15 protein-coding genes are annotated in these 23,344 nt (G+C 67.3%); 4 read left to right on the forward strand and 11 right to left on the reverse strand.

The window, feature by feature from the left end:
* Nucleotides 1-30 precede the first annotated feature (30 nt).
* The 8 genes from F624_RS0116680 to F624_RS0116715 form a co-directional block, all read right to left on the reverse strand.
* Entirely contained in the window at nt 31-372 is a 342-nt protein-coding gene (locus tag F624_RS0116680; RefSeq protein ID WP_019575467.1) for an AzlD domain-containing protein, read from the reverse strand.
* Entirely contained in the window at nt 362-1,120 is a 759-nt protein-coding gene (locus F624_RS0116685; protein ID WP_019575468.1) for an AzlC family ABC transporter permease, read from the reverse strand. Before F624_RS0116685 ends, F624_RS0116680 begins: the two co-directional genes overlap by 11 nt.
* On the reverse strand, nt 1,120-2,538 hold the full coding sequence (locus tag F624_RS0116690) for an amidase (protein ID WP_043426126.1): 1,419 nt from the start codon (nt 2,536-2,538) through the stop codon (nt 1,120-1,122). The genes F624_RS0116685 and F624_RS0116690 overlap by 1 nt, the downstream gene beginning before the upstream one ends.
* A gap of 51 nt (nt 2,539-2,589) precedes the next feature.
* The gene (locus tag F624_RS0116695; protein WP_019575470.1) at nt 2,590-4,077 is read right to left on the reverse strand and encodes a M81 family metallopeptidase; all 1,488 of its coding nucleotides are present in this window, start codon (nt 4,075-4,077) and stop codon (nt 2,590-2,592) included.
* A gap of 34 nt (nt 4,078-4,111) precedes the next feature.
* Nucleotides 4,112-5,797, reverse strand: coding sequence for a dipeptide ABC transporter ATP-binding protein (locus F624_RS0116700; RefSeq protein WP_019575471.1), 1,686 nt, complete (start codon nt 5,795-5,797; stop codon nt 4,112-4,114).
* 15 nt (nt 5,798-5,812) lie between these two features.
* Nucleotides 5,813-6,685, reverse strand: a complete 873-nt coding sequence (locus tag F624_RS0116705; RefSeq protein ID WP_019575472.1) for an ABC transporter permease — start codon at nt 6,683-6,685, stop codon at nt 5,813-5,815.
* A 21-nt stretch (nt 6,686-6,706) separates the two neighbouring features.
* Nucleotides 6,707-7,648, reverse strand: a complete 942-nt coding sequence (locus F624_RS0116710; protein WP_019575473.1) for an ABC transporter permease — start codon at nt 7,646-7,648, stop codon at nt 6,707-6,709.
* Between the two features lie 119 nt (nt 7,649-7,767).
* Nucleotides 7,768-9,393, reverse strand: coding sequence for an ABC transporter substrate-binding protein (locus F624_RS0116715; RefSeq protein WP_019575474.1), 1,626 nt, complete (start codon nt 9,391-9,393; stop codon nt 7,768-7,770).
* A gap of 243 nt (nt 9,394-9,636) precedes the next feature.
* Here F624_RS0116715 and F624_RS0116720 point away from each other — a divergent pair, with 243 nt between their 5' ends.
* From F624_RS0116720 to F624_RS36265, 3 genes are all read left to right on the forward strand, one after another.
* Nucleotides 9,637-11,046, forward strand: a complete 1,410-nt coding sequence (locus tag F624_RS0116720; RefSeq protein WP_157443498.1) for an aminotransferase-like domain-containing protein — start codon at nt 9,637-9,639, stop codon at nt 11,044-11,046.
* A gap of 229 nt (nt 11,047-11,275) precedes the next feature.
* Entirely contained in the window at nt 11,276-15,286 is a 4,011-nt protein-coding gene (gene purL, locus F624_RS0116725; RefSeq protein WP_019575476.1) for a phosphoribosylformylglycinamidine synthase, read from the forward strand.
* A gap of 247 nt (nt 15,287-15,533) precedes the next feature.
* Nucleotides 15,534-17,708 (forward strand): methyl-accepting chemotaxis protein, encoded by a 2,175-nt coding sequence (locus F624_RS36265; RefSeq protein ID WP_019575477.1) that lies wholly within the window; start codon nt 15,534-15,536, stop codon nt 17,706-17,708.
* A gap of 45 nt (nt 17,709-17,753) precedes the next feature.
* Here F624_RS36265 and F624_RS0116735 read toward each other — a convergent pair whose 3' ends face one another.
* Nucleotides 17,754-19,373, reverse strand: coding sequence for a methyl-accepting chemotaxis protein (locus F624_RS0116735; RefSeq protein WP_031255305.1), 1,620 nt, complete (start codon nt 19,371-19,373; stop codon nt 17,754-17,756).
* Nucleotides 19,374-19,621: 248 nt separating this feature from the next.
* Nucleotides 19,622-20,326: a glutathione S-transferase N-terminal domain-containing protein gene (locus tag F624_RS0116740; protein ID WP_019575479.1), complete on the reverse strand. Its 705-nt coding sequence runs from the start codon at nt 20,324-20,326 to the stop codon at nt 19,622-19,624.
* 184 nt (nt 20,327-20,510) lie between these two features.
* On the opposite strand from F624_RS0116740, the gene F624_RS0116745 reads away from it, so the two are divergent.
* The gene (locus tag F624_RS0116745) at nt 20,511-20,834 is read left to right on the forward strand and encodes a nucleotide pyrophosphohydrolase (RefSeq protein WP_031255307.1); all 324 of its coding nucleotides are present in this window, start codon (nt 20,511-20,513) and stop codon (nt 20,832-20,834) included.
* 23 nt (nt 20,835-20,857) lie between these two features.
* On the opposite strand, the gene F624_RS0116750 is transcribed toward F624_RS0116745, so the two are convergent.
* Nucleotides 20,858-22,195, reverse strand: a complete 1,338-nt coding sequence (locus F624_RS0116750) for an MFS transporter (protein WP_019575481.1) — start codon at nt 22,193-22,195, stop codon at nt 20,858-20,860.
* Between the last annotated feature and the right edge of the window lie 1,149 nt (nt 22,196-23,344).

The raw sequence follows: 23,344 nt of genomic DNA on the forward strand, positions 1-23,344 counted from the left end.
GGTTGAGGCCAGGGGCTGGGGGCAGGGGGCTTACCAGCCCAGGGCCAGGTGCAGGCCGAGCAACACGCCCATGCCGGCAAACAGGGCGTGGTTGATGTTGCGCCGGCCCCCGAAATAGGTCAGCAGGGAGGCGGCGCAGGCCCACCAGCGGGCATCCTGCCATTGCGGCGCCCACTGGCCCTGGTTCAGCGCCACCTCGGGGACGACCATGGCCAGCAGGGCGCCCAGCGGCGCAAAGCGCAGGCAGGTGCGCAGCCAGCCCGGCAGGCGGGGCTGCTGGCCGGGCAGCAGAAAAAAGGCCCGGGTCAGCACGGTGATCAGCACCAGCAGGGCCACGGCCAGCCAGCCGCGGTGCTCGGGGTCATCCAGCATGCGTCCTCGGTTGGCGGTGTTCGGCCAGCAGGCCGGCGGCCATGGCGGCCAGCATGGTGACCAGCACGGGCAGGCCGCGCGGCAGGGCCTGGGCCGGCAGGGCCACGGCACAGGCCGCCAGGGCGGCCACGCGGGTGGGGCGGTCTTTGACCATGGGCAGGGTCAGGGTCAGCAAGGCCAGGATGGCCACAAAGCGCAGGCTGTTGGCGCCCGGCAACTGGTCGGCCAGCACCAGGCCCACCGCCGACGACAGCTGCCACACGGCCCAGTTGCTCAGTGCCAGGCCCAGGTAGTAGGCCACCTCGCGGCGGCGTTGCCGCCCGTTGCGGCCCGGCAGGGGGTGGCGCTGGGTGAACAGCGCGTAGATCGGGTCGCCGGCAAAGTACGACAGGGCCACGCGCTGGGGCCGGCTCAGGTGGTGGAAATAGCGGCTCCATTCGGCGCTGAACACGACGAAGCGCAGGTTCAGCACCGCCGCCGTGGCCCCCACCAGCCACAGCGGGGCCTGGCTGGCCATCAGGGGCAGGCAGGCCAACTGGGACGAGCTGGCATACACCAGCAGCGACATGGGCAGCAGCACGGCCATGGGCAGGCCGCTCTGGGCCATGGCCACGCCCGCCACCAGCCCCATGGCGGCGGTGCCGGTGGCCGGCCCGGTGACGGCCCGCACCCCGGCCAGCGCATGGCGCAGGGTGCGCGGGCCGGGCCAGGCCAGCCAGGCGGGCAGGAAGGACCGCCAACGCCGCATCAGGCCCCCGCGATGTGCGCCGAAATGTGCGGCCAGGGCCGTTGGGCCGGGCGCATCTGTTCGAAGGCGCGCGCCATCTGCAGCACGCCCAGGTCGTCAAAGCGGCGCCCGGCGATCTGCAGGCCGATGGGCACGCCGTGGCTGTCGTAGCCGCAGTTCACCGAGGCGGCAGGCTGCTCGCTCATGCTGAAGGGCAGGGTGAAGCCGATGTGGTCCATGGCCTCGTTGACGTTGTTGGTCGGGTAGGCCCATTCCGCCGGGAAGCTGGTGTTGGGCGAGACCGGCGACAGCACATAGTCGTAGGGCTGGGTGGCGGCCACGGTGGTGGCGCGGGTCTTGAAGGTCATGCTGTAGGCCTCGAAAGCCTGCTCGCCGCTGAAGCCCAGGCCGCCTTCGGCCCACTGGCGCACGATGGGCAGCACCTTGGCGCGACGCTCGGGCGGCAGGGCCTGCACGTCCACACCCGAGCGGATGCGCCAGAAGCGGTCCACCCCGTGCAGCAGCTCGTTGCTCATCCAGGGCTGCAGGGTCTCGATCACGGCACCGGCCTGCTCGAACAGGCGGGCCGCGGCCACCACGGCCTGCTGCACCTGGGGCGACACCGGCATGCCGCAGCCGGCCTCCAGCAGCAGCCCGATGCGCAGGCCCTTGAGCTCGCGCTGCAGCGACAGCCAGGGGATGTCGGCCGGTGGCAGGCTCATGTGGTCGCGCGGGTCGGGGCGCGACAGCACGGCCATCATCAAGGCCGCATCGGTGACGGTGCGGGTCATGGGGCCGGCGCAGCGACCCATGTAGGGCGGGTCGATCGGCACCCGGCCCAGGCTGGGCTTGAGGCCGGCCAGGCCGCACCAGGCGGCCGGCAGGCGCACCGAGCCGCCGATGTCGGTGCCGATGTGCAGCGGGCCGTAGCCCGCCGCACCGGCGGCGCCCGCGCCGGCACTGCTGCCGCCGGGGTTCATGGCGGTGTTCCAGGGGTTGCGCGCCAGGGCATGGAAGCTCGACAGGCCCGACGACAGCATGCCGTACTCGGGCATAGTGGTCTTGGCCACAAAGACGGCACCGGCCTCGCGCAGGCGGGCGGCGGGCGGGGCATCGGCCGCTGCCGGCACCGGCAGGCTGGCGGCGGTGCCCACCGGCACGGGCACGCCGCGGGTGGCAATGTTTTCCTTGATGGTGGCGGGCACGCCGTCGATGCACACGCCCCCCACGCTGATGGGGGTGCCGGCATGCCAGCGGGCCTCGGCGGCGCGCGCCATGCTCAGTGCAGCCTCGGCATCGAGCGCGTAGGTGGCGCACAGCACGGGTTCGCAGCGCTCGATGTGCTGCAGCACCGCCTGGGTCACTTCGACGGGCGACAGGCTGCCGTCGCGGTAGGCCGCCACCATGGCAGAGGCGGAAAGGGCGTGGAGATCACTCATGGGTCAGGGGTCCTGGGGGTGGGAAAACAAAGGAGAGGAGCACCGTGGCGCTCACATCGGGTCCAGCGGGTAGATGGGGCGGCGCACCCGTTTGAATTGCAGCGCACCGTAGTCGGAGGTGGTCACGCCCAGGCCGTCGCACTCGATCACCTCGCGGGCCAGGTCGCCAAAGCCGGCGCGCCAGTGCACCCGGCTCTTGAGGATGACAAAGCGCTTTTGCAGCGGGTCGACGCCGACGCTGGAGAGGCAGTTCAGGTCAAACGGCTCCTGGTGCTCGGAGATCAGCACGATCTCCAGGCCGCCCACCGCCAGCACCACGGTGGGGCCCAGCCGGGTCTGCACGCCCTGGTACATGGGCCCGCGGTTGCGAAAGCGCCCGTCAAAGGCCAGCTTGACCCGGCCCGTCACGCTCAGGGGCGGGCTGTCGCGGCGCAGCGCGGGCATGGCCGTCTTGCCGCCCAGGCTCAGCGTGATCTCGCTTCCGATGCCGGCGGCCAGCGCCTGCTGCACGGCCTGCGGGTCCCAGATGGCGTAGAAGACGGCCTCGTCCAGCCCCTGGCGCAGCACCTCGGACAGCACTTCGGTGGTGTCCATCGAGCCGCCCGAGGCGGAGTTGTCGCAATGGTCCAGCAGCACCACGGGGCCCGAGGGGTCGACAGGGCAGGCCTTGGCCCGGGCCACGGCCTCGGCCAGTGGGGTGGGGTGGAACACAAAGCCCTCGCGGGCCTGCCAAGCCTGGGCCAGCAGGGCCTCGCAGTGCTGGCGGGCCACCTCGGGCGCCGCATCGGTGCAGACCACGGCGCTCAGGCCGGCCTGGCTGATGTCGGCATGCGGAAAGCCCACGAACACCGAGGCTGCCAGCACCTCGGCACGGGCCTCCAGGGCCTGGCAGCGCGCCTGCAGCGAGCGGTTGGGCTCGGCATGCGTGCCCTGGCGCATCACATGCGGCAGCATGGGGGCCTGGCCCCACTGCATCACGGGGCGGATGGCGCCGCTCAGGGTGCGCAGGATCAGCTCGGCGGCGCGCACGCCCGCGGCATGGATATCGACATGGGGGTAGGTGTGGTAGCCGGTGATCACGGTGGCGTGGCGCACCATGTCGTCGTACACATTGGCGTGCATGTCCAGGGTGACGCCCACGGGGATGTCGGGGTCGATCTCGCGCAGGCGGCGCAGCAGCGTGCCTTCGGCATCTTCCAGCGATTCGGTGACCATGGCCCCATGCAGGTCGAGCAGCACGGCATCGAAGCCGCCGCGCGCCACGCGCGACAGGATGGCCTGGCTGATGCGCTCGTAGGTGGCGTCATCGGTGGGGCGGCTGGGTTGGGCCTCGGCGGCGGTGGCGATCACCACCTCGGCGCCCACGCGCTCGGCCACGTCGATGAAGCCGCCCAGGGCCAGGCCGGTGCCGCGGTAGGCGGCCAGCAGGCTGGCCTGGTCGGCATCGGCCGGCACAGCGCGGTAAAAGCGCTCCATCGGGGTGGGCACCGGCGAGAAGGTGTTGGTCTCGTGCTTGAACTGGGCCAGCAGAAGTCGCATGGTGGGGGTCCTGTGTCCTGTGTCGTGAAAAGGGTCAGGCCCGGCGGGCCAGCTCGGCCCGGGGGGCTGCGGCCAGCAGGCGGCGGGTGTAGTCGTGGGCCGGCTGCTGGAACACCTGGGCCGTGGGGCCTTGCTCGACGATCTCGCCCTGGCTCATCACGATCACGCGGTCGCACAGCTGGGCCGCCACCCGCAGGTCGTGGGTGATGAACAGGATGCCCAGGCCCAGGTCGGCCTGGATTTCGCGCAGCAGGGCCAGGATCTGGGCCTGCACCGACACGTCCAGGGCCGACACGGCCTCGTCGGCCACCAGCACCTGCGGCTGGCAGGCCACGGCGCGGGCAATCGCCAGGCGCTGCCGCTGCCCGCCCGAGAACTGGTGGGGGTAGCGGTCAAGGGCGGTGCGGGGCAGCTGGATGCGGTCCATCAGCTCTTCGGCGGTCTGGCGGGCCTGGCGCTCGCCCATGCCGAAGTTCATCGCCCCTTCCATCAGCGACGAGCCCACGGTGCGGCGCGGGTTCAGTGAGCGGTTGGGGTCCTGGAACACCACCTGCACACGCGAGCGCAGGGGGCGCAGCCGCCCCTCGGGCAGGCTTTGCACCGGGGTTTCGCCCCACAGGATGCTGCCTTCGGTGGGGTCGATCAGGCGGATCATGCAGCGCGCAAAAGTGGATTTGCCCGAGCCCGACTCGCCCACCACGCCCACGGTCTCGCCGCGGTGCACGGCCACGCTGGCGTCGCGCAGCGCGGTGTTGGGCTTGGCCCGGCCCAGCCAGTCGCGGCGCACATAGGTCTTGCCCACGCCGGTGGCGCTGAGCAGGGCGCGCCCGCCGGGCAGCTCACGCGGGGGGGGCGGGGTCATGCCGGGCACGGCGTCCAGCAGCATGCGGGTGTAGGCCTCGCGCGGCGCGTGGAGCACCTGCTCGGCCGGGCCCTGCTCGACCACGCGGCCGCGGTGCATCACCATCACCTGGTCGGCAATCTCGGCCACCACGCCCATGTCGTGGGTGATGAAGAGCACGGCCGAGCGTTGCTCCACCTGCAGCTCGGCGATCAGGCGCAGGATCTCGGCCTGGGTGGTCACGTCCAGCGCGGTGGTGGGCTCGTCGCAGATCAGCAGCCGGGGCTTGAGGATGATGGCCATGGCGATCACGATGCGCTGCCGCTGGCCGCCCGAGAGCTGGTGTGGGTAGCTGTCGTAGATGCGCTTGGGGTCGGGCAGGCGCACCCGGTCGAAGATGGCCAGGATGTGGGCCTTGCGCTCGTGGGCGGGCCACTGGGTGTGGGTGCGCAGCAGCTCGTCCACCTGTTCGCCGCAGCTGTGCACGGGGTTGAGGGCGGTCATGGGCTCCTGGAACACCATGCCCATGCGGGTGCCGCGCCAGGCACGCAAGCGCGATTCGGGGGCCAGGCGGGCCTGGTCCATCAGGGTTTCGCCGGCCAGGCGGATGTGGCCCTGGGTGGCCTTCAGGCCCTTGGCCAGCAGGCCCATGACGGTGGTGGCCAGCACGGACTTGCCCGAGCCCGACTCGCCGACGATGCACAGGGTCTGGCCGGCTTCGATGCGCACGTCCAGGTGTTCGATGGCAAAGGGGCGGTCGGCATCGGCCGGCAGGGCCACCTGCAGGCCCTGCACGTCGAGAATCACCTCGGCGGGCCGGGGTTGAGGGGGCGGCGCCGAGTCCAGGAAGACGGGGGTGGGGGAGGTCAGGGTGTTCATGGCAGGGGGGCTCGCTCAGGCTCGCTTGGAGAACTTGGGGTCCAGCACGTCACGCAGGCCGTCGCCCAGCAGGTTGATGGCCAGTACGGTGGGCACCAGGAACAGCGCCGGAAACATCACATTGCCGGGGCTCTGGGCAAACTGCACCCGCCCTTCAGCCATGATGTTGCCCCAGGTGGGCACGTCGGCCGGCAGGCCCAGGCCGAGAAAGCTCAGGATGGCCTCGGTCAGCACCGCCGAGGCGGCAATGAAGGTGCCCTGCACGATCAGGGGGGCCAGCGCATTGGGCAGGATGTCGCGCCACAGAATGGTGAGGTTGGAAGAGGCCAGGGCCCGTGCCGCCTCGACAAAGGGCTCGTCGCGCAGGCCCATCACCAGGGCGCGCACCAGCCGTGTCACGCGGGGGATCTCGGGCACGGCGATGGCCAGGATCACGGTGGGCAGGCTGGCCCCCAGCATGGCCACCAGGGTGATGGCGACCAGCACGGCGGGGATGGCCATCATGCCGTCCACCAGGCGCATCACCACCGCGTCCACGGGCCTGAAGTAGCCCGCCAGCATGCCCAGCAGGCAGCCACCGGTGATGGCCAGCACGGCGGTGCACAGCCCCACACCCAGCGAGACGCGGGTGCCGAAGAGCACGCGGCTCCAGATGTCGCGGCCGAAGTTGTCGCTGCCCATCCAGAACACATGCTGCAGGGTCTGGCCGTCGGGCAGGGTGACTTCGCCACGGGTGCCGGCGGCCACCGAGATGAAGCTGGGGTCCATCGCCGACGGGTCGAAGGTGCCCAGCCACGGGGCCAGCACGGCCAGCAGCAGCAGGACGGCCAGCACCGCGCAGCCCAGGCGCACGGCGCTGTTGCGCCAGAGTTTGTTCCAGTTGCTCATGGGAGATCCGGGGAAGGGGGGTCAGTAACGGATGCGCGGGTCGAGGAACAGGTAGCTCAGGTCGACCAGCAGGTTGATCAGCACATAGGCCAGCGCAAAGAACAGCACCACGCCCTGCAGCACCGGAAAGTCGCGGTTCAGCACCGCATCCACCGTGAGCTGGCCCAGGCCGGGGATGGCGTACACGGTCTCGGTCACCACCACGCCGCCCAGCAGCAGGGCGGCACTGACGCCGATCACGGTGATCACCGGCACAGCGGCGTTGCGCAGCGCGTGGTGGGTCAGCACGGCCAGTTCGGTGATGCCCTTGGCGCGGGCGGTGCGGATGTAGTCCTCGGTCAGGGCCTCGCTGACGGCGGCGCGGGTGACCCGGGCCAGCAGGGCCACATAGGTGACCGACAGGGTCAGGCAGGGCAGGATCAGCTGGTGCAGCCAGGGCCAGACACCGGCCTCCAGGCGCCGGTAGCCCTGCACCGGAAACCAGTGCAGCTGCAACGCCATCACATAGATCAGCACATAGCCCACCACGAACACCGGCACCGAGAAGCCGGCCACCGAGAACGCCATCACGGCCTTGTCCAGCCAGCTGCCCATGCGCCAGGCGGCCAGGGTGCCCAGGGGCAGGGCCAGCACGATGGCCAGCAGCAGGGTGCCGGCGGCCAGCGACAGGGTGGGCTCCATGCGCTGGGCGATCAGCTCGACCACGGGTTTGTTCATGAAGAACGAGTGGCCCAGGTCGCCCTGCAGCACGGCCCCGCCCCACAGGCGGAACTGCTGCCACAGCGGCTGGGTCAGGCCCAGCTGGGCGCGGATGCGGTCCAGGTCTTCACTGGTGGCGCTGTTGCCGCCGATCACGGCGGCCGGGTCGCCGGGCGTGAGCCGCACGATCATGAAGACCGCCACGGCCACCACCAGCAGCACCGGCAGGGTGGCCAGAAGTCGTTTGGCCAGGAAAGAAAGCATCAGGAAATCTCCGGAAAACAAAGGCCCCTGGGCCGGCTGCGCACACGCTGGTGAAGGTGAAGGCGCAGGCCAGGCCCATCAGGCTGGGAGGCAGGCAAGTCAGAGAGCCAGGGCCCTGATCAGGGCTTCTTGATGTTCCAGTACACCTGGGCGCCGGCCGGCACCAGGCCGGTGATGCCCTTGCGCACGGCAGCCGGCTGGCTGTACTGGCCCACGGGCACGTGGGTCACGGTCTCGAAGGCGCGCAGCTGGGCGGCCTGGGCCAGCTTCTTCTTGTCGGCGTCGGTGCTGGCCTGCGAGAACTGCAGCTTGATCTTCTGCAGCTCGGGGTCGTCCTGCCAGCCGAACCAACCCTTGTCGCCACCGGCATTCATCATGGCCATGGTCAGGGGGTTGAGGATGTCGGAGGCGGTCCAGGAGGTCATGAAGGCGTTCCAGCCGCCGGCGCTGGGCAGGTCTTTCTTGGCGCGACGGGCCACCAGGGTCTGCCAGTCCATGGTCTGCAGGTCGACCTTGAAGCCCGCCTGCTCCAGCTGCTGCTTGGCCACCAGGGGCAGCTTGGCGATGGCGCCCAGGTCGGTGGGGCGCATCAGCACCACCGGCTCGCCCTTGTAGCCGGCCTCGGCCAGCAAGGCCTTGGCCTTGGCCGGGTTGGCGATGCCGGTGTACTCACCGGTGGCATCGGATTCAAAGGGCGTGCCGCAGGGGAACATGCTCTTGCAGTAGCGCGACATGCCGGGGGCGCCCACCTGGGTCTTGAGGAAGGCTTCCTGGCCCATGGCCAGCATGGCGGCGCGGCGGATCTTCTCGTTGTTGAAGGGCGCGTGCAGGAAGTTGAAGCGGAAGATGAACTGGTTGCCCGCGGGTTGCGCATCCACCAGCGTCAGGTCGGGGTTGCTGCGCAGGGTGGCGTATTGCTCGAAGGCGGGCTGCTCCAGGATGTCGACCTCGCCGTTGATCAGGGCGTTCATCTGGGTCTGGGCATCGCGCACGATCACCCACTCGACCCGGTCCACATACACGTTCTTGCCGCCGGTGGTGCCCGAGGGGGCTTCGGCGCGGGGCTTGTAGCGGGCGTTCTTCAGGAACACCACCTTTTCGCCGGGGCGGTACTCGTCGGCCTTGAAGGTGTAGGGGCCCGAGCCGATGGTTTCCTTGATCTGGGTGTCGCCCGGGGTGTCGGCCACGCGCTTGGGCATGATGAAGGGCACGTTGGCCGAGGGCTTGCCCAGGGCTTCGAGCACCAGGCCGAAGGGCTCCTTGAGCACCAGCACAAAGGTCTTGGCGTCGGGGGTCTCGTAGCGGTCCAGGGCCTTGGCCAGCTGGCCGCCCATGGTGTCGCGGCTGGCCCAGCGGGTCAGCGAGGCCACCACGTCTTCGCTGGTGACGGGCTTGCCGTCGTGGAACTCCAGGCCGTCGCGCAGCTTGAAGGTCCAGGTCTTGTTGTCTTTGGACACGCTCCACTTGTCGACCATCTGCGGCTTGATGCGGCCTTCCAGATCGGTGCCGAACAAGGTGTCGTAGATCATGTAGCCGAAGTTGCGCGAGATGTAGGCCGTGGTCCAGATCGGGTCGAGCACCGTGATGTTCGAGTGCGGGATGATGCGCAGCGTCTTGGTGTCGGCCAGGGCACCCAGGTGGGTGCCGGCGGCGGCCAGGCCCAGCAGCAGGCCGGCGGCCAGCTGGCGGCGGCGTGCGCTGTTGAAGGAACGTTCGGACAAGGCTTTGTGCAGTGGCAGGGGCATGGACAGGTTCCTGTTCGGTAGCTAGGGGGGGTGACGGTGCCGTTGACGGGCTGCGGTCGCTGTGCGGGGCCGCCTTCAGCGATGGGGGTATTTAGTCACGTCCGATACCAATTGACTATGTACAGTTGAGGCCATGAAGATCAGCACAGTACGCACCCGATCCGCGCCTGCATGCCCCAGCAGCAGGCCCCTGGCGCACCGTTTTCAGGCATGCGCTGCCGCTCTTGGCAGGGGTGCACCACGATGATCACCTTGCAGCCCGACAGCGCCACGCCGCTGGTGCGCCAGGTGTTCGAGGCCCTGGCCGCCCTGATCGACAAGGGCAGCCTGCGCCCCGGCACCCGATTGCCCTCGGTGCGGGGCCTGGCGCGCGAGCAGGGCATCAGCACCATGACGGTCACCCACGCCTACCAGCGCCTGGTGGCCGAAGCCTATGTGGAGGCACGCCGCGGCAGCGGCTACTACGTGGCGGCCCCGGCCAAGGCGCAGCCGCGCCACCGCCCCTTTGTGGGCCGCACGCAGGTGGATTCGCTGTGGCTGATCCAGCGCGTGTTCGAAGACGACAGCGCCTTGCTCAACGCCGGCTGCGGCTGGCTGCCCCCCGACTGGCTGCACCTGGAGGGCGTGCGCCAGGCCCTGGCCAGCCTGGCGCGCAAGAGCCCCGCCGGCCTGGCCCATTACGGCACGGCCCACGGCTACCTGCCGCTGCGCCAACAGATCCAGACCCAGCTGGCGGCCCGCGGGGTGCAGGCCAACCCGCACCAGCTGGTGCTCACGCATGGCGCCACGCAGGCCCTGGCGCTGCTGGGGCGCTGCCTGCTGCAGCCGCGCGACACGGTGCTGGTCGATTCGCCGGGGGCCACCAACTTCTTCGCCGCGCTGCGCGCCATGGACCTGCGCCTGATCGGGGTGGAGCGCCGGCTGGACGGCCCCGATGTGCAGGCCCTGGCCACCCTGGCCCAGCGGCATCGGCCCAAGGCCTTTTTCACCACCACCACGCTGCACAACCCCACCGGCAGCCAATGCTCACCGGCGGTGGCGGCCCAGGTGCTGAGGCTGGCCGAGCAGCATGATTTTCATGTGGTGGAGAACGAGGTCATGGCCGGCCTGGAGCCCCCGGGTTCGGTCAACCTGGCCGCCCTGGCGCCGCTGGGGCGGGTGTCTTATGTGGGCAGCTTCTCGAAGACCATCACGCCCAGCCTGCGGGTGGGCTTTGCGGCGGTGAGCGAGGATCTGGCCGAAAAACTGGTCTACCAGAAGATGCTGGGCAGCCTGACCAGCTCCGAGCTGACCGAGAAGCTGGTGCACACGGTGCTGGTGGACGGGCATTACCGCAGCCACCTGGCGCGCCTGGGCGAGCGCCTGGCCCAGGCCCAGCGCCAGGTGTGCGACGGGCTGGAGGCGGCCGGCATGCAACTGTTCACCCGCCCGCAGGGAGGGCCTTTTGTGTGGGCCGGCCTGGGCCGCGACGGGGTGGATGTGCAGGCCGTGGCCCAGCGCGCGGTGGCCGAGGGGCTGATGCTGGCCCCGGGCAACCTGTTCCGGCCCGACCTCAAGCCCACGCCCTGGCTGCGCTTCAACGTGGCCTATGCCCATGATCCTCGGCTGTACCGGTTCTTGAGCCTGGAGGTGAAGCGCGCTGCGCGCCACTGAATCGGGAGCGTAAGAGGGGGCGCAAGAGGGTGGGGCAGCGGGTGAAGGAGGTGATGCAGCCACCGCCTGATCGGGTGGGCTGCCCGCCCACACGCTAAAATGCCGGGTTTTCCACGCACCGCTCGGGTCAGGGCGGGCCGGTCCCATTCAGCGACCGGCCGTTCTGCCCCCAGCCCCTGCAGCACCACCCAAACAGGCCGCCCAAGTGACCTCGCACCCCTCGCCCACGATGCACCACCTGCACATCAGCACCTTTGAAGGCGGCAACGCCCTGAGCGCTTTCCGGGTTCAGCAACTGCTGCCCCGGCTGCAAGTCATCCACGACCGCATCTCCGGCATCGCTGCGCGCTTTGTGCACCTGGTGGCGTCCGAACAGCAGCCCGACGCGGCCACCCGCGAGCGCCTGGCCGCCTTGCTGACCTACGGCGACCCCTACACCGGCCCCACCGAGGGCGAACTGCTGCTGGTCAGCCCGCGCTTTGGCACCGTGTCGCCCTGGGCCTCCAAGGCCACCGACATCGCCCACAACTGCGGCCTGGCCCTGAAGCGCGTCGAGCGTGTGACCGAGTACGTGATCACCCTGAAGCAGCCTCTGCTGGGCAAGGCGGCCCTGAGCGAAGAGCAGCGCCTGGCCGTGGCCGCCCTGCTGCATGACCGCATGACCGAGTCGGTGATGTTCGAGCGCGCCCAGGCGGCCGGCCTGTTCACCGAGCTGCAGGCCCAGGCCATGGAATACGTGGATGTGCTGGGCGGCGGCCGGGCCGCCCTGGAAACCGCCAACACCCAGTTCGGCCTGGCCCTGGCCGACGACGAGATCGACTACCTGGTGGCCGCCTTCACTGGCCTGCAGCGCAACCCCACCGATGTGGAGTTGATGATGTTCGCCCAGGCCAACAGCGAGCATTGCCGGCACAAGATCTTCAACGCCCAGTTCACGATTGACGGCGTGGCGCAAGAGAAAAGCATGTTCGGCATGATCCGCAACACGCATCAGCTGGCCCCGCAGCACACCGTGATTGCCTATTCGGACAACGCCTCGGTGATGGAGGGCCATGTGGTGGAGCGCTTCAATGCCGCCTCGGCCCAGGGCCAGTCGGTGGCCTATGCCAAGAGCGAAGCCACCCACCACGTGCTGATGAAGGTGGAAACCCACAACCACCCGACTGCGATTTCGCCTTTCCCCGGTGCCTCGACCGGCGCGGGCGGCGAGATCCGCGACGAAGGCGCCACGGGCCGGGGCTCCAAGCCCAAGGCCGGCATGACCGGCTTCACCGTGTCGCGCCTGGTGTTCGACGAGCAGCAGAGCACTGAGTTCGGCAAGCCCGAGCACATCGCCAGCCCCCTGCAGATCATGGTGGAAGGCCCCCTGGGCGGCGCCGCCTTCAACAACGAGTTCGGTCGCCCGAACCTGGTGGGCTACTTCCGCGAGTACGAGCAGACGATTGAATCTGACGTGGACAGCATCCGCCGCGGCTACCACAAGCCCATCATGATCGCGGGCGGTCTGGGCGTGATCGACGCCAACCTGACCCAAAAGATCGAGTTCCCGGCCGGCACGCTGCTGATCCAGCTGGGCGGCCCGGGCATGCGCATCGGCATGGGCGGTGGCGCCGCCAGCTCGATGGCCACCGGCGCCAATGCGGCCGAGCTCGACTTTGACTCGGTGCAGCGCGGCAACCCCGAGATCGAGCGCCGGGCCCAAGAGGTGATCAACCATTGCTGGGCCCAGGGCGCGGGCAACCCGATCCTGGCCATCCACGATGTGGGCGCCGGCGGCCTGTCGAACGCCTTCCCCGAGCTGACCAATGATGCCGGTCGAGGCGCCCGCTTCGATTTGCGCAAGGTGCCACTCGAAGAGTCGGGCCTGGCCCCCAAGGAGATCTGGAGCAACGAAAGCCAGGAGCGCTACGTGCTGGCCATTGCCCCGGAGTCGCTGGACCAATTCAAGGCCTTCTGCGAGCGTGAGCGCTGCCCGTTTGCGGTGGTGGGCGTTGCGACCGAAGAGCGTCAACTGGTTTTGTCGGACGAGGGGCAAGCGACTCCCGTTGACATGCCGATGAACGTTTTGTTGGGCAAGCCGCCCAAGATGCACCGCGATGTGAAGACCGTGGCGCGTCAGTTCAAGCCGGTGGACCTGACCGGCGTGAGCCTGCAGCAGGCCGCCATTGAGGTGCTGGCCCACCCGACCGTGGCCAGCAAGCGCTTTTTGATCACCATCGGCGACCGCACCGTGGGCGGCATGAGCCACCGCGACCAGATGGTGGGCCCGTGGCAGGTGCCGGTGGCAGACTGCGCCGTGACCCTGGCCGATTACAAGGGCTTTGCCGGCGAAGCCATGAGCATGGGCGAGCGCACCCCGCTGGCGGCGCTGGACGCCCCGGCCTCGGGCCGCATGGCGGTGGCCGAGGCCATCACCAACCTGCTGGCGGCGCCCATCGAGCTGCCCCGCGTGAAGCTGTCGGCCAACTGGATGGCCGCCTGCGGCGAGGCCGGTGAAGACGCCGCCCTGTACGAAACTGTGAAGGCCGTGGGCATGGAGCTGTGCCCGGCCCTGGGCATCTCGATCCCGGTGGGCAAGGACAGCCTGTCCATGCGCACGCAGTGGAAGGATGAATCGGGGCAGGCCAAGAAGGTGACCTCGCCGGTCAGCCTGATCGTGAGCGCCTTTGCCAGCCTGGGCGACGTGCGCGGCACGCTGACGCCGCAGCTCGATGCCAGCGTGGACGACAGCACCCTGGTGCTGATCGACCTGGGCAAGGGCCAAAACCGCATGGGCGGCTCGATCCTGGCCCAGGTGCTGAACCAGGTGGGCGACTCGGTGCCCGATGTGGACGACGCGCAAGATCTGAAGAACCTGGTGAACGCCGTGAACGCCTTGCGTGCTCAGGGCAAGATCCTGGCCTACCACGACCGCAGCGATGGCGGCCTGTTCGCCAGCGTGTGCGAAATGGCCTTTGCCGGCCATGTGGGCGTGGCCCTGAACGTGGACATGCTGGTCACCGAAGGCGACGGCATCAGCGACAGCCGGGCCGACTACGGCGACAGCAAGAACTGGGCGCAGCAAGTCAGCGCCCGCCGCGAAGAGCTGACGCTCAAGGCCCTGTTCAGCGAAGAGCTGGGCGTGGTGCTGCAGGTGCGCACCGCCGAGCGCAACGAGGTCATGCAGACCCTGCGCGAGCATGGCCTGAGCAAGCACAGCCACTTCATCGGCAAGACCCGCCCCGCCGGCGCCGCACTGGACGTGGGCAAGGGCGAAATCCAGGTCTGGCGCGACACCAAGAACGTGTTCAGTGCCAGCCTGTCGGACCTGCACCAGGTCTGGGATGCGGTGAGCTGGAAGATCTGCCAGCGCCGCGACAACCCGGCCTGCGCCGATGCCGAGCACGCCGCGGCCGGCGCGCCCAGTGACCCGGGCGCCCATGTCAGCCTGAGCTTTGACCCGGCCGACAACGTGGCCGCACCGTTCCTGAACCTGAGCCGTCCCAAGGTGGCGATCCTGCGCGAGCAGGGCGTGAACTCGCACGTCGAGATGGCCTATGCCTTCACCGAGGCAGGCTTCGAGGCCTACGACGTGCACATGACCGACCTGCAAAGCGGCCGGGCCCAGTTGGGCGACTTCAAGGGCGTGGTGGCCTGCGGTGGTTTCAGCTATGGCGACACGCTGGGTGCCGGCATCGGTTGGGCCCGCTCGATCACCTTCAACCCGGTGCTGGCCGAGCAGTTCAAGGGCTTCTTCGGCCGCAGCGACACCTTCGGCCTGGGCGTGTGCAATGGCTGCCAGATGTTTGCCGAGCTGGCCGACATCATCCCGGGCGCCGAAGCCTGGCCGCGCTTCACCACCAACCAGAGCGAGCGCTTCGAGGCCCGCCTGTCCATGGTGGAAGTGCTGGAGTCGCCCAGCCTGTTCCTGCAAGGCATGGCCGGTAGCCGCCTGCCGATCGCCGTGGCGCACGGCGAGGGCTATGCCAACTTCAAGTACCGGGGCAATCCGGCCGAGGCGATCGCGGCCATGCGCTTTGTGGACCACTTCGGTGCCGCCACCGAGGCCTATCCCTTCAACCCCAACGGCAGCCCCGCGGGCCTGACCGCCGTGACCACGGCCGACGGCCGCTTCACGGCCATGATGCCGCACCCCGAGCGCGTGTTCCGCAACGTGCAGATGAGCTGGACTTCGGGCGACAAATCGGAGTTCAGCCCCTGGATGCGCATCTGGCGCAACGCCCGCAAGTGGGTGGGTTGATGCCCATGCGCTTGGGCTGACCCCACGCCCGGGGTGCCAGCGAGCTCGAAAAGGCCCGGCAGATAACGTCTGTCGGGCCTTTTCGCTTTCCGGGCCGATGCTGCTTGACACGCATCAAGAGGAATGAACCTTAAATGAGATACACTCGCGTCGAAATTTCAGTTTCTGTTTGTAAACCTTCGCCGGATGTCGTTCTACTGGGTTGTTCCAGCCTGAGCGCCCGGCCTGCTTGATGGGGAGTGTCGTGATGAGTGGAAGCCGCGCCAAATGGCGTGACCTGAGCCTGGGGACCCAGCTGTCCCTCAGCAATTTTCTGCTGGTGCTGGTGGTGTTGACGGCCCTGATTGCCGCGATCACCTGGTCGGTCTCCCGGACCACCGAGGAGCGTGCCACCCAGGAAGTGAGCGACAAAACCCAGCTGCTGGTGCATCTGATCAAGGCCACTGACGACGACTTGCGCCTGCGGACCTCGGCCCTGGCCCTGGCCTTCAACGCCCGGCTCAACGGGCTGGTCAGCCTGAACGGCGAAACCGTCGACATGGGTGGCAAGGCCGTGCCGGTGATGCTGCTGCATGGCCGCCAGGTGAATCTGGACAACAGCGTGGTGGATGAGTTCTCGCAACTCACCAAGAGTTCGACCACGGTGTTCGTGCGTTCGGGCGATGATTTCATGCGCATCACCACCTCCCTCAAGACCGAACAAGGGCAGCGTGCCAACGGCACCGCCCTGGACCGTCAGCACCCGGCCTACGCGCTGGCCTTGCAGGGACAGCCCTTCGTGGGGCTGGTGTCGCTGTTCGGGCGCCAGTACATGACGCGCTACGACCCGCTCAAGGACACCGCCGGCAAGGTGGTGGGCCTGACCCTGGTGGCCCAGGAGTTCACCGAGTACCTGGCCATTCTCAAGAAGACCGTCCGCGAACTGAAGATTGGCGAAAGCGGCTACTTCTATGTGCTGGACGCACGCTCGGGCCCGAACTATGGCAACCTGGTGATCCACCCGGCCAAGGAGGGCAAGAACATGCTCGACTCGAAGGATGCCGACGGCAAGAACTTCGTGCGCGAGATGCTGGAGCGCAAGACCGGCGTGCTGCGTTACCCCTGGATCAATGCCGAACTGGGCGAGACCCGGGCGCGTGAGAAGGTCATCTCTTTCACCTACTTCAAGGAGTGGGACTGGGTGATTGCCGGCGGCACCTATGCCGAGGAGTACTCCGCCGGGGTGGTGCACCTGCGCAATCTGTATGCCTTGCTGGGCGCCGTGATCGTGCTGCTGATCTCGGTGGCCTGGTGGCTGCTGTTCCGCAAGCTCGTGGTGCAGCCGCTGGTGGCTGTGGGCCAGGCGGCCGACCAGATCGCCCAGGGCGACCTGACCGTGAACCTGCGCGTGCGTCGGCGCGATGAGGTGGGGCGCTTGCAAGAATCGATCAACCGCATCGGCCAGGGCCTGGCCGGGGTGGTGCGCTCGGTGCGTGAGAACTCGCAGAGCGTGGCCACGGCCAGCGCCGAGATCGCCCAGGGCAACCAGGACCTGAGCGGGCGCACCGAAAGCCAGGCCAGCGCGCTGGAGCAGACCGCGGCCTCGATGGAGGAACTGGGCTCGACCGTGCGGCAGAACGCCGAACACGCTCGCACCGCCAGTCATCTGGCGGTGACCGCCAGCAGCGTGGCCACCCGCGGCGGCGAGGTGGTGGGCGAGGTGGTGAGCACCATGCGCGGCATCAACGACAGCTCGCGCCGCATTGCTGACATCATCAGCGTGATTGACGGGATCGCCTTCCAGACCAACATCCTGGCCTTGAATGCCGCCGTGGAGGCAGCCCGGGCCGGTGAACAAGGCCGTGGCTTTGCCGTGGTGGCCAGCGAGGTGCGCAGCCTGGCCCAGCGCAGCGCCGAGGCCGCCAAGGAGATCAAGTCGCTGATCAACGACAGCGTGGAGCGGGTGGAAAAGGGCAGCGATCTGGTCGATCAGGCCGGCCACACCATGCAGGAGGTGGTGGAGGCGATCCGCCGCGTCAGCGAGGTGGTGAGCGAGATCAGCACCGCCAGCAACGAGCAAAGCGCTGGCGTGGCCCAGGTGGGCGAGGCGGTGACGCAGATGGACCATGCCACCCAGCAAAACGCCGCCCTGGTCGAAGAGATGGCCGCTGCCGCCAGCAGCCTGCGCAACCAGGCCGACGAACTGGTGCGCTCGGTGTCGCTGTTCAAGGTGGGCGAGGGCGTGCCTTCATTTCGTCCGGCCGCCACCCCTGCGCCCGTCGCATCGACCCCACCCAAGCTGAACCCGGGTGCAGCCCGCCCCCCGTTGAAACTGGCCTCGGCTGCAGCGCCTCGTGCGCCTCAGGCTCCCTCGGCCTCGGTGACGGACCCAAGGCGGGCTACCGGCACCACCGACCCCGAAGGCGACTGGGAGAGTTTTTAAGCTGAACGGGGCAGGGCACCTGCCACCTGCGGGCACAGTGTTCGTTCAGCCCGCGGGAAGCTGCTTCATCTCGCGCCGCAAGGCCACGGCGTCCAGATCGGAGACCGAGGCCTCGCCGTGGGCCAGGCGGAACAGGCGCATCGAATGGCCGACCTCGTCAACCTCGATGTGCAGGGCCTTGGCGGCGGCAGCCAGTTGCTCCACCAGGGCTGCGTTTTGCTGGGTGATCGAGTCCATGTCGGCCACGGCCGAGTTGATCTGCGCGATGCCGCCTTGCTGCTCGGCAGCTGAGTGGCTGATTTCGTGCAGCACCATGCTGACCTTGCCGACGGCGGCCAGCGCCTCGTCCATGCGACCCCGGGCATCCTGGGTCTGCTGGCTGCCGCTGTCGATGCGCTCGGAGGATTCAATGATCAACTGGCGGATCTCCTTGGCCGCGCCGGCCGTGCGCTGGGCCAAGGCGCGCACCTCGGACGCCACCACGGCGAAGCCGCGACCGCTTTCGCCGGCACGGGCAGCCTCAACGGCAGCGTTCAGGGCCAGGATGTTGGTCTGAAAAGCCACCCCTTCGATCAGGTGGATGATTTCACCGATCTTGTGGGATGAGTCGGTGATGCCCGTCATGGTCTGGGCCACCGATTGCACGGCCTGGTTGCTGCGCTCGGTGACGTGCGAGGTTTCGGTGGCCAACTGGGCGCCTTGGGCGGCCGCCGCAGCACTCTGGCTGACCATGCTGTTGATCTCTTCCATGGCGGCTGCAGTCTTCTCGAGGCTGGCGGCCTGGGATTCAGTGCGGGTGGACAGGTCATGGTTGCCCGCGGCCACCTCGCGCACGGCGTCGCCCAGGTAGTCGACCTGTTGGCGCACATCGCGCACCACGGTGCGCAGATTGACTGACAACTGGTGCAGGCTTTGCTGCAACTGGCCCAGCAGGCCCGGGGCCCCGGTCTTGATTTCTTCGGACAGATCGCCCGAGGCCAGGCGGTTGGCATCGTTCATGACCTGGCGCAGCGGGGCCACGCTCCAGGCATGGGTGAAGTATCCGGCCGCCAGGGCTGCAGCCAGGCCTACAGCGGCCGTGAGGCCAGACGGCGCACCGAACGCGGCACAAGCCCAGGTGGCTCCTGCCACGGCAGCGTACAGAGCACTCAGTCGCAAGGGGGCGACCAGGCGTGTGGCCTGCTGCCAGCGGCCAGCCAGTCCGGTGCGCCGCACGGCCCCCTGGTGCAGCACATGCCGCAGGTGCCCTTGCCGGGCTTCTTCGCGCATGGTGGCGTAAAGCGCTTCGGCGGCATCGATCTCTTCACGGCGAGGGGCGGTTCGGACGGAAAGAAAGCCCGTGATGCGTTGGCCATCCAACATGGGCGTGGCATTGGCCCGCACCCAGTAGTGGTCGCCGTTCTTGCGCCGGTTCTTGACCAGCCCGGTCCAGGGCTGGCCTTGCTGCACCGTGGCCCACATGTCGCGGAAAGCCTCGGCAGGCATGTCGGGGTGGCGCACCAGGTTGTGGGGCTGGCCCAGCAGTTCTTCTTTGGCGAAGCCGCTCAGCTCGATGAAGTCCTGGTTGCAATAGGTGATGCGCCCCTTGGTGTCTGTGACCGACACCGGGGTCGTGTGGGGCGGGTAGAGGTGCTCGCGCTGTGTGATGGGTTCATTGATTCGCATGAAAGTCTCTTTGTAGGCCACCCACCACGGAGGGGAGCAGGGTTGTACACGACAACGCACCGGTGACACTTCGGCACTGACAGCCTTGAAATGTAAACCGCCGTGAACGCTCGTAAAAAGATCACTCCTGCAAAACCAGCATATTCAACGGAAAACCTAGAGCGATTCGGCCCGAATCTGTCACTTGTGAGGAGGTAAAACCTTTGGCTGGAGTTTTTCCATCAGATCAAGCCATACCCCATGTCAGTTCAGTCTCGTGCAGGCAGGTTCAGGCCGCGCTGCACAGCCGGACGGGCCACGAAAGACGCCAACACGCGTTGCACCTGCACGAAATCAGCCTGCCCAACCAGATCACCGGCCTCGTAGAAACCAAACAGATTGCGCACCCAAGGCCAGATGGCGATGTCGGCAATGCTGTAGTCATCACCCACGATCCAGGTGCGACCTTGCAACTGCTGCTCAAGCACTCCCAGCAAACGCCGGGACTCGGCCACGTAGCGGTCACGCGGGCGCTTGTCCTCGTAGTCCTTGCCGGCAAACTTATGGAAGAAGCCCAACTGGCCAAACATGGGGCCAATGCCGCCCATCTGGAACATCAGCCACTGCAGGGTCTGGTAGCGACGCGCCGGATCAGCAGGCAACAACTGCCCGGTCTTTTCGGCCAGGTAGACCAGAATGGCGCCCGATTCGAACAAGGCCAGGGGCTGGCCACCCGGGCCTTGGGGGTCGAGGATGGCCGGGATCTTGTTGTTCGGGTTGAGCGAGAGGAATTCGGGCGACAGCTGATCCTGGGTCTGAAAGCTCACCAGATGGGGTTCGTAGGGCAGGCCGATCTCCTCCAGCATGATCGACACCTTGACCCCATTGGGCGTGGGCAGTGAATACAGCTGCAGGCGATCCGGGTGTTGGGCAGGCCATTTGTGGGTGATGGGGAAAGAGGAGAGGGTGGTCATGGGGTTTCCGGTGTTGGGCTTCGGTCCCTCTGAGGGCCAGCCGAGGGATGGATCAAAAACCTGATTGGACCTACTGCGAGAAAGGCCCGCAAGCGTGGCCGGCGTTGCCACTTTGGATTTCAGGGGTAAGTGAGAGGTGAAAATCCCGGCCGGGGCTGCTGGCCCCGCATTCAAGGATTTCAAGATGGATCTGTCTGCCCTGCAGGCCACGTTGCGTCAGTTTGCCGCCGACCGCGCCTGGCAACCCTTTCACAACCCCAAGAACCTGGCCATGGCCTTGATGGTCGAAGCCGCCGAACTGACCGAGATCTTTCAGTGGATGACGCCCGATGAAGCGGCGCGCACCCGCGACACACCCACCGTGCAGCAGCACCTGGGCGAAGAGATGGCCGACGTGCTGCTGTACCTGTTGCAACTGGCCGACCACACCGGCATTGACCTGGAGCGGGCCGTGGCCGACAAACTGATCAAGAACGCCCAGAAGCACCCGCCGCTGCCACCCGCATGAAGCCGGGGCAGGGCGGGGACATTTCAGTGCGCCTGGCCACTGCCTGCCGCGGGGGCAGGTGCAACATGACCTCGAGCCACGAAGGGCACCAAACCCAGCACAAAGCCCAGCACCGACAGGGCGCCCACATAGTGCGCGGGTGCCAGCACGTCTTTTTGCAACCAGGTGGTGATGATGATCGGCGTCAGCCCGCCAAACACGGCATAGGCCATGTTGTAGGCAAATGACAGGCCGCTGAAACGCACCCGGGGCGGAAAGGCGCGCACCCCCACGATGGGCACGATGGCGATGGTGCCCACAAACAGGCCGGTGATGGCGTAGTGCCACATCAGAGCAGCCGGCGTACCAGGCAGGTCGGTGTAGAACAGGTAACTGCTGATCAGCAGGCCGGCGAAGCCGACCAGCATCACGGCCCGTGTGCCCACACGGTCGCTGGCCCAGCCCACCAGGATGCAACCGAGGGTCAGCATCAAGGTGGCCAGGGCGTTGGCCTGCAGCGCCAGGGTCACCGGGATGTGGTGAACCTTTTGCAGATAAGTGGGGGTGAACAACACCACCACCACGATCGCCGCCGACAGCACCCAGGTCAGCAAGGCCACGATCACGCAGGCCCAGCGGTGCTCGCGCAACACGGTCTTCACGGGCAGTTCATCAGCGATATGGCGCAGCTGCTCCAGCTCCTTGAAGATCGGGGTTTCCTGCAGAAAGCGCCGCAGGTACACCGACACCATGCCAAAGACGCCCCCGAGGATGAACGGAATGCGCCAGGCAAAGCCCTGCACCTCGGGCGCTTCGTAGTGGCTGTTGATGCCGATGGCCACCAGCGAACCCAACAAGATGCCGCCAGTGATGCCCGAGGTGAGCGTGCCGATGCCCAGGCCATAGTGGCGCTGGGGCACGTGTTCGGCCACAAACACCCAGGCGCCCGGCATTTCGCCACCGATGGCCGCCCCCTGCAAGACCCGCATGGCCAGCAGCAACAAAGGCGCCGCCACACCGATCGAGGCATAGGTAGGCAACAGGCCGATCACCAGCGTGGGCAGCGCCATCATGAAGATGCTCAGCGTGAACATGCGTTTGCGCCCCAGCTTGTCGCCAAAGTGCGCAATCACGATGCCCCCGACCGGGCGTGCCAGGTAGCCGGCCGCGAAGATGCCGAAGGTCTGCAACTGCCGCAACCAGTCGGGCATGTCGGCCGGGAAAAACAGGCCTCCCAACACGGTGGCAAAAAAGACGTAGATCACAAAGTCATAGAACTCCAGTGTGCCCCCCAGCGCGGACAGCGCAAGGGTCTGGTAGTCATGGCGATTGAGGGGTCGGTGCGGTGCCTGCGGCGCCACACTCTGGGCAGTGGAAGTCATGGAGAGCTCGGATGGGTCGCCGGTGCGGCAACAATGCGTGGTGAAGGCCGCAGGTCGTGTGGCAGGATCTCAGCTGTTCAGGGGCCTGGGGTGGATGGCCACACGCACGCAGACCACGATGGCGACCTGCGCTTGGAACAGAATGGGCCGCCTTGCACAGCCCAAGCGATGTATTTTAGGGTTAACCCTAGGCACATGGGAGGCTCAGGACTTGAATCGAGCTGCCATCGGGTCATGCAGCGCCACTCGGTCATGCTTGTCTGATGCGCTGTGGCCGGCATCTGCTTGGGTGCGTCACGCCTTGTAAGGGCCCCCGGTTTGGGCTTGCGCCTGGCTCTGAACGACATGAATTTACTTTATACAATGTATATTATGTCAAATCACATTGCAACCCAAGGAGATCGACTGGCAGGCCTGTGCGCGGTCCGCACTCCTCATTGTCTTGCACCTTCTCCGGCACAGGGCCATCGTGCCAATCGCTTGGGCCCTGGCAGCACATCTGACGCTGAACTGGCGGCACTGATGCCGTGCAATCGACACCCCGGAGTTCGGGGCTGGCAAGCAGCCAACAGCAGGCGGTTTGGCCAAGGGGCGGTTCATTGGGGGGCCTTGCACGAGCGGCCGTGGGTGCCCTTGCTGGCGGGCCCAAGCCTTGTGCCTGCGCTCTGCCTGCCACCCTGTTTCGGGGCGATGTCGGCGCCAGGCTTTCTGTCTGCAAATTAAGCTTCTGAGTTCATCGTGGAAGTTCGCTGAGCCCAAAGAAGATCTACCGACTTGGCCCAGCGATGAGACCTGCTTTTGTGGCGCGAGACGGGATGGCGCCATCTGCCTTTGCAATTGCATGCGCCCTGCGTGCGCGGTCGGCCTGTGGGGGCCCTCGAATGGCTCTTCCCATTCTGAAGGTTTGGGTTTGGGATCGGGATTGGGATCACATGTCCAACCTTCACCCCCCCGCAGCGTTGGTATTTCAAGCTTTTTTAGAGTCTCCCGTCTCCCTGTTCGATTTTCTGAACCCGTGCGTCAATTTACCCATGATAAGTGATGCTTATCGGTTTTCATTTATCAAAACATAATTAATAGCACATGCTATGTTTTAAATATTACATACATGCGCGCCCAACATCTACATGCGTCCATGGGCTCGAAAAC

Source organism: Curvibacter lanceolatus ATCC 14669 (assembly GCF_000381265.1).
GTDB classification, from domain to species: domain Bacteria; phylum Pseudomonadota; class Gammaproteobacteria; order Burkholderiales; family Burkholderiaceae_C; genus Curvibacter; species Curvibacter lanceolatus.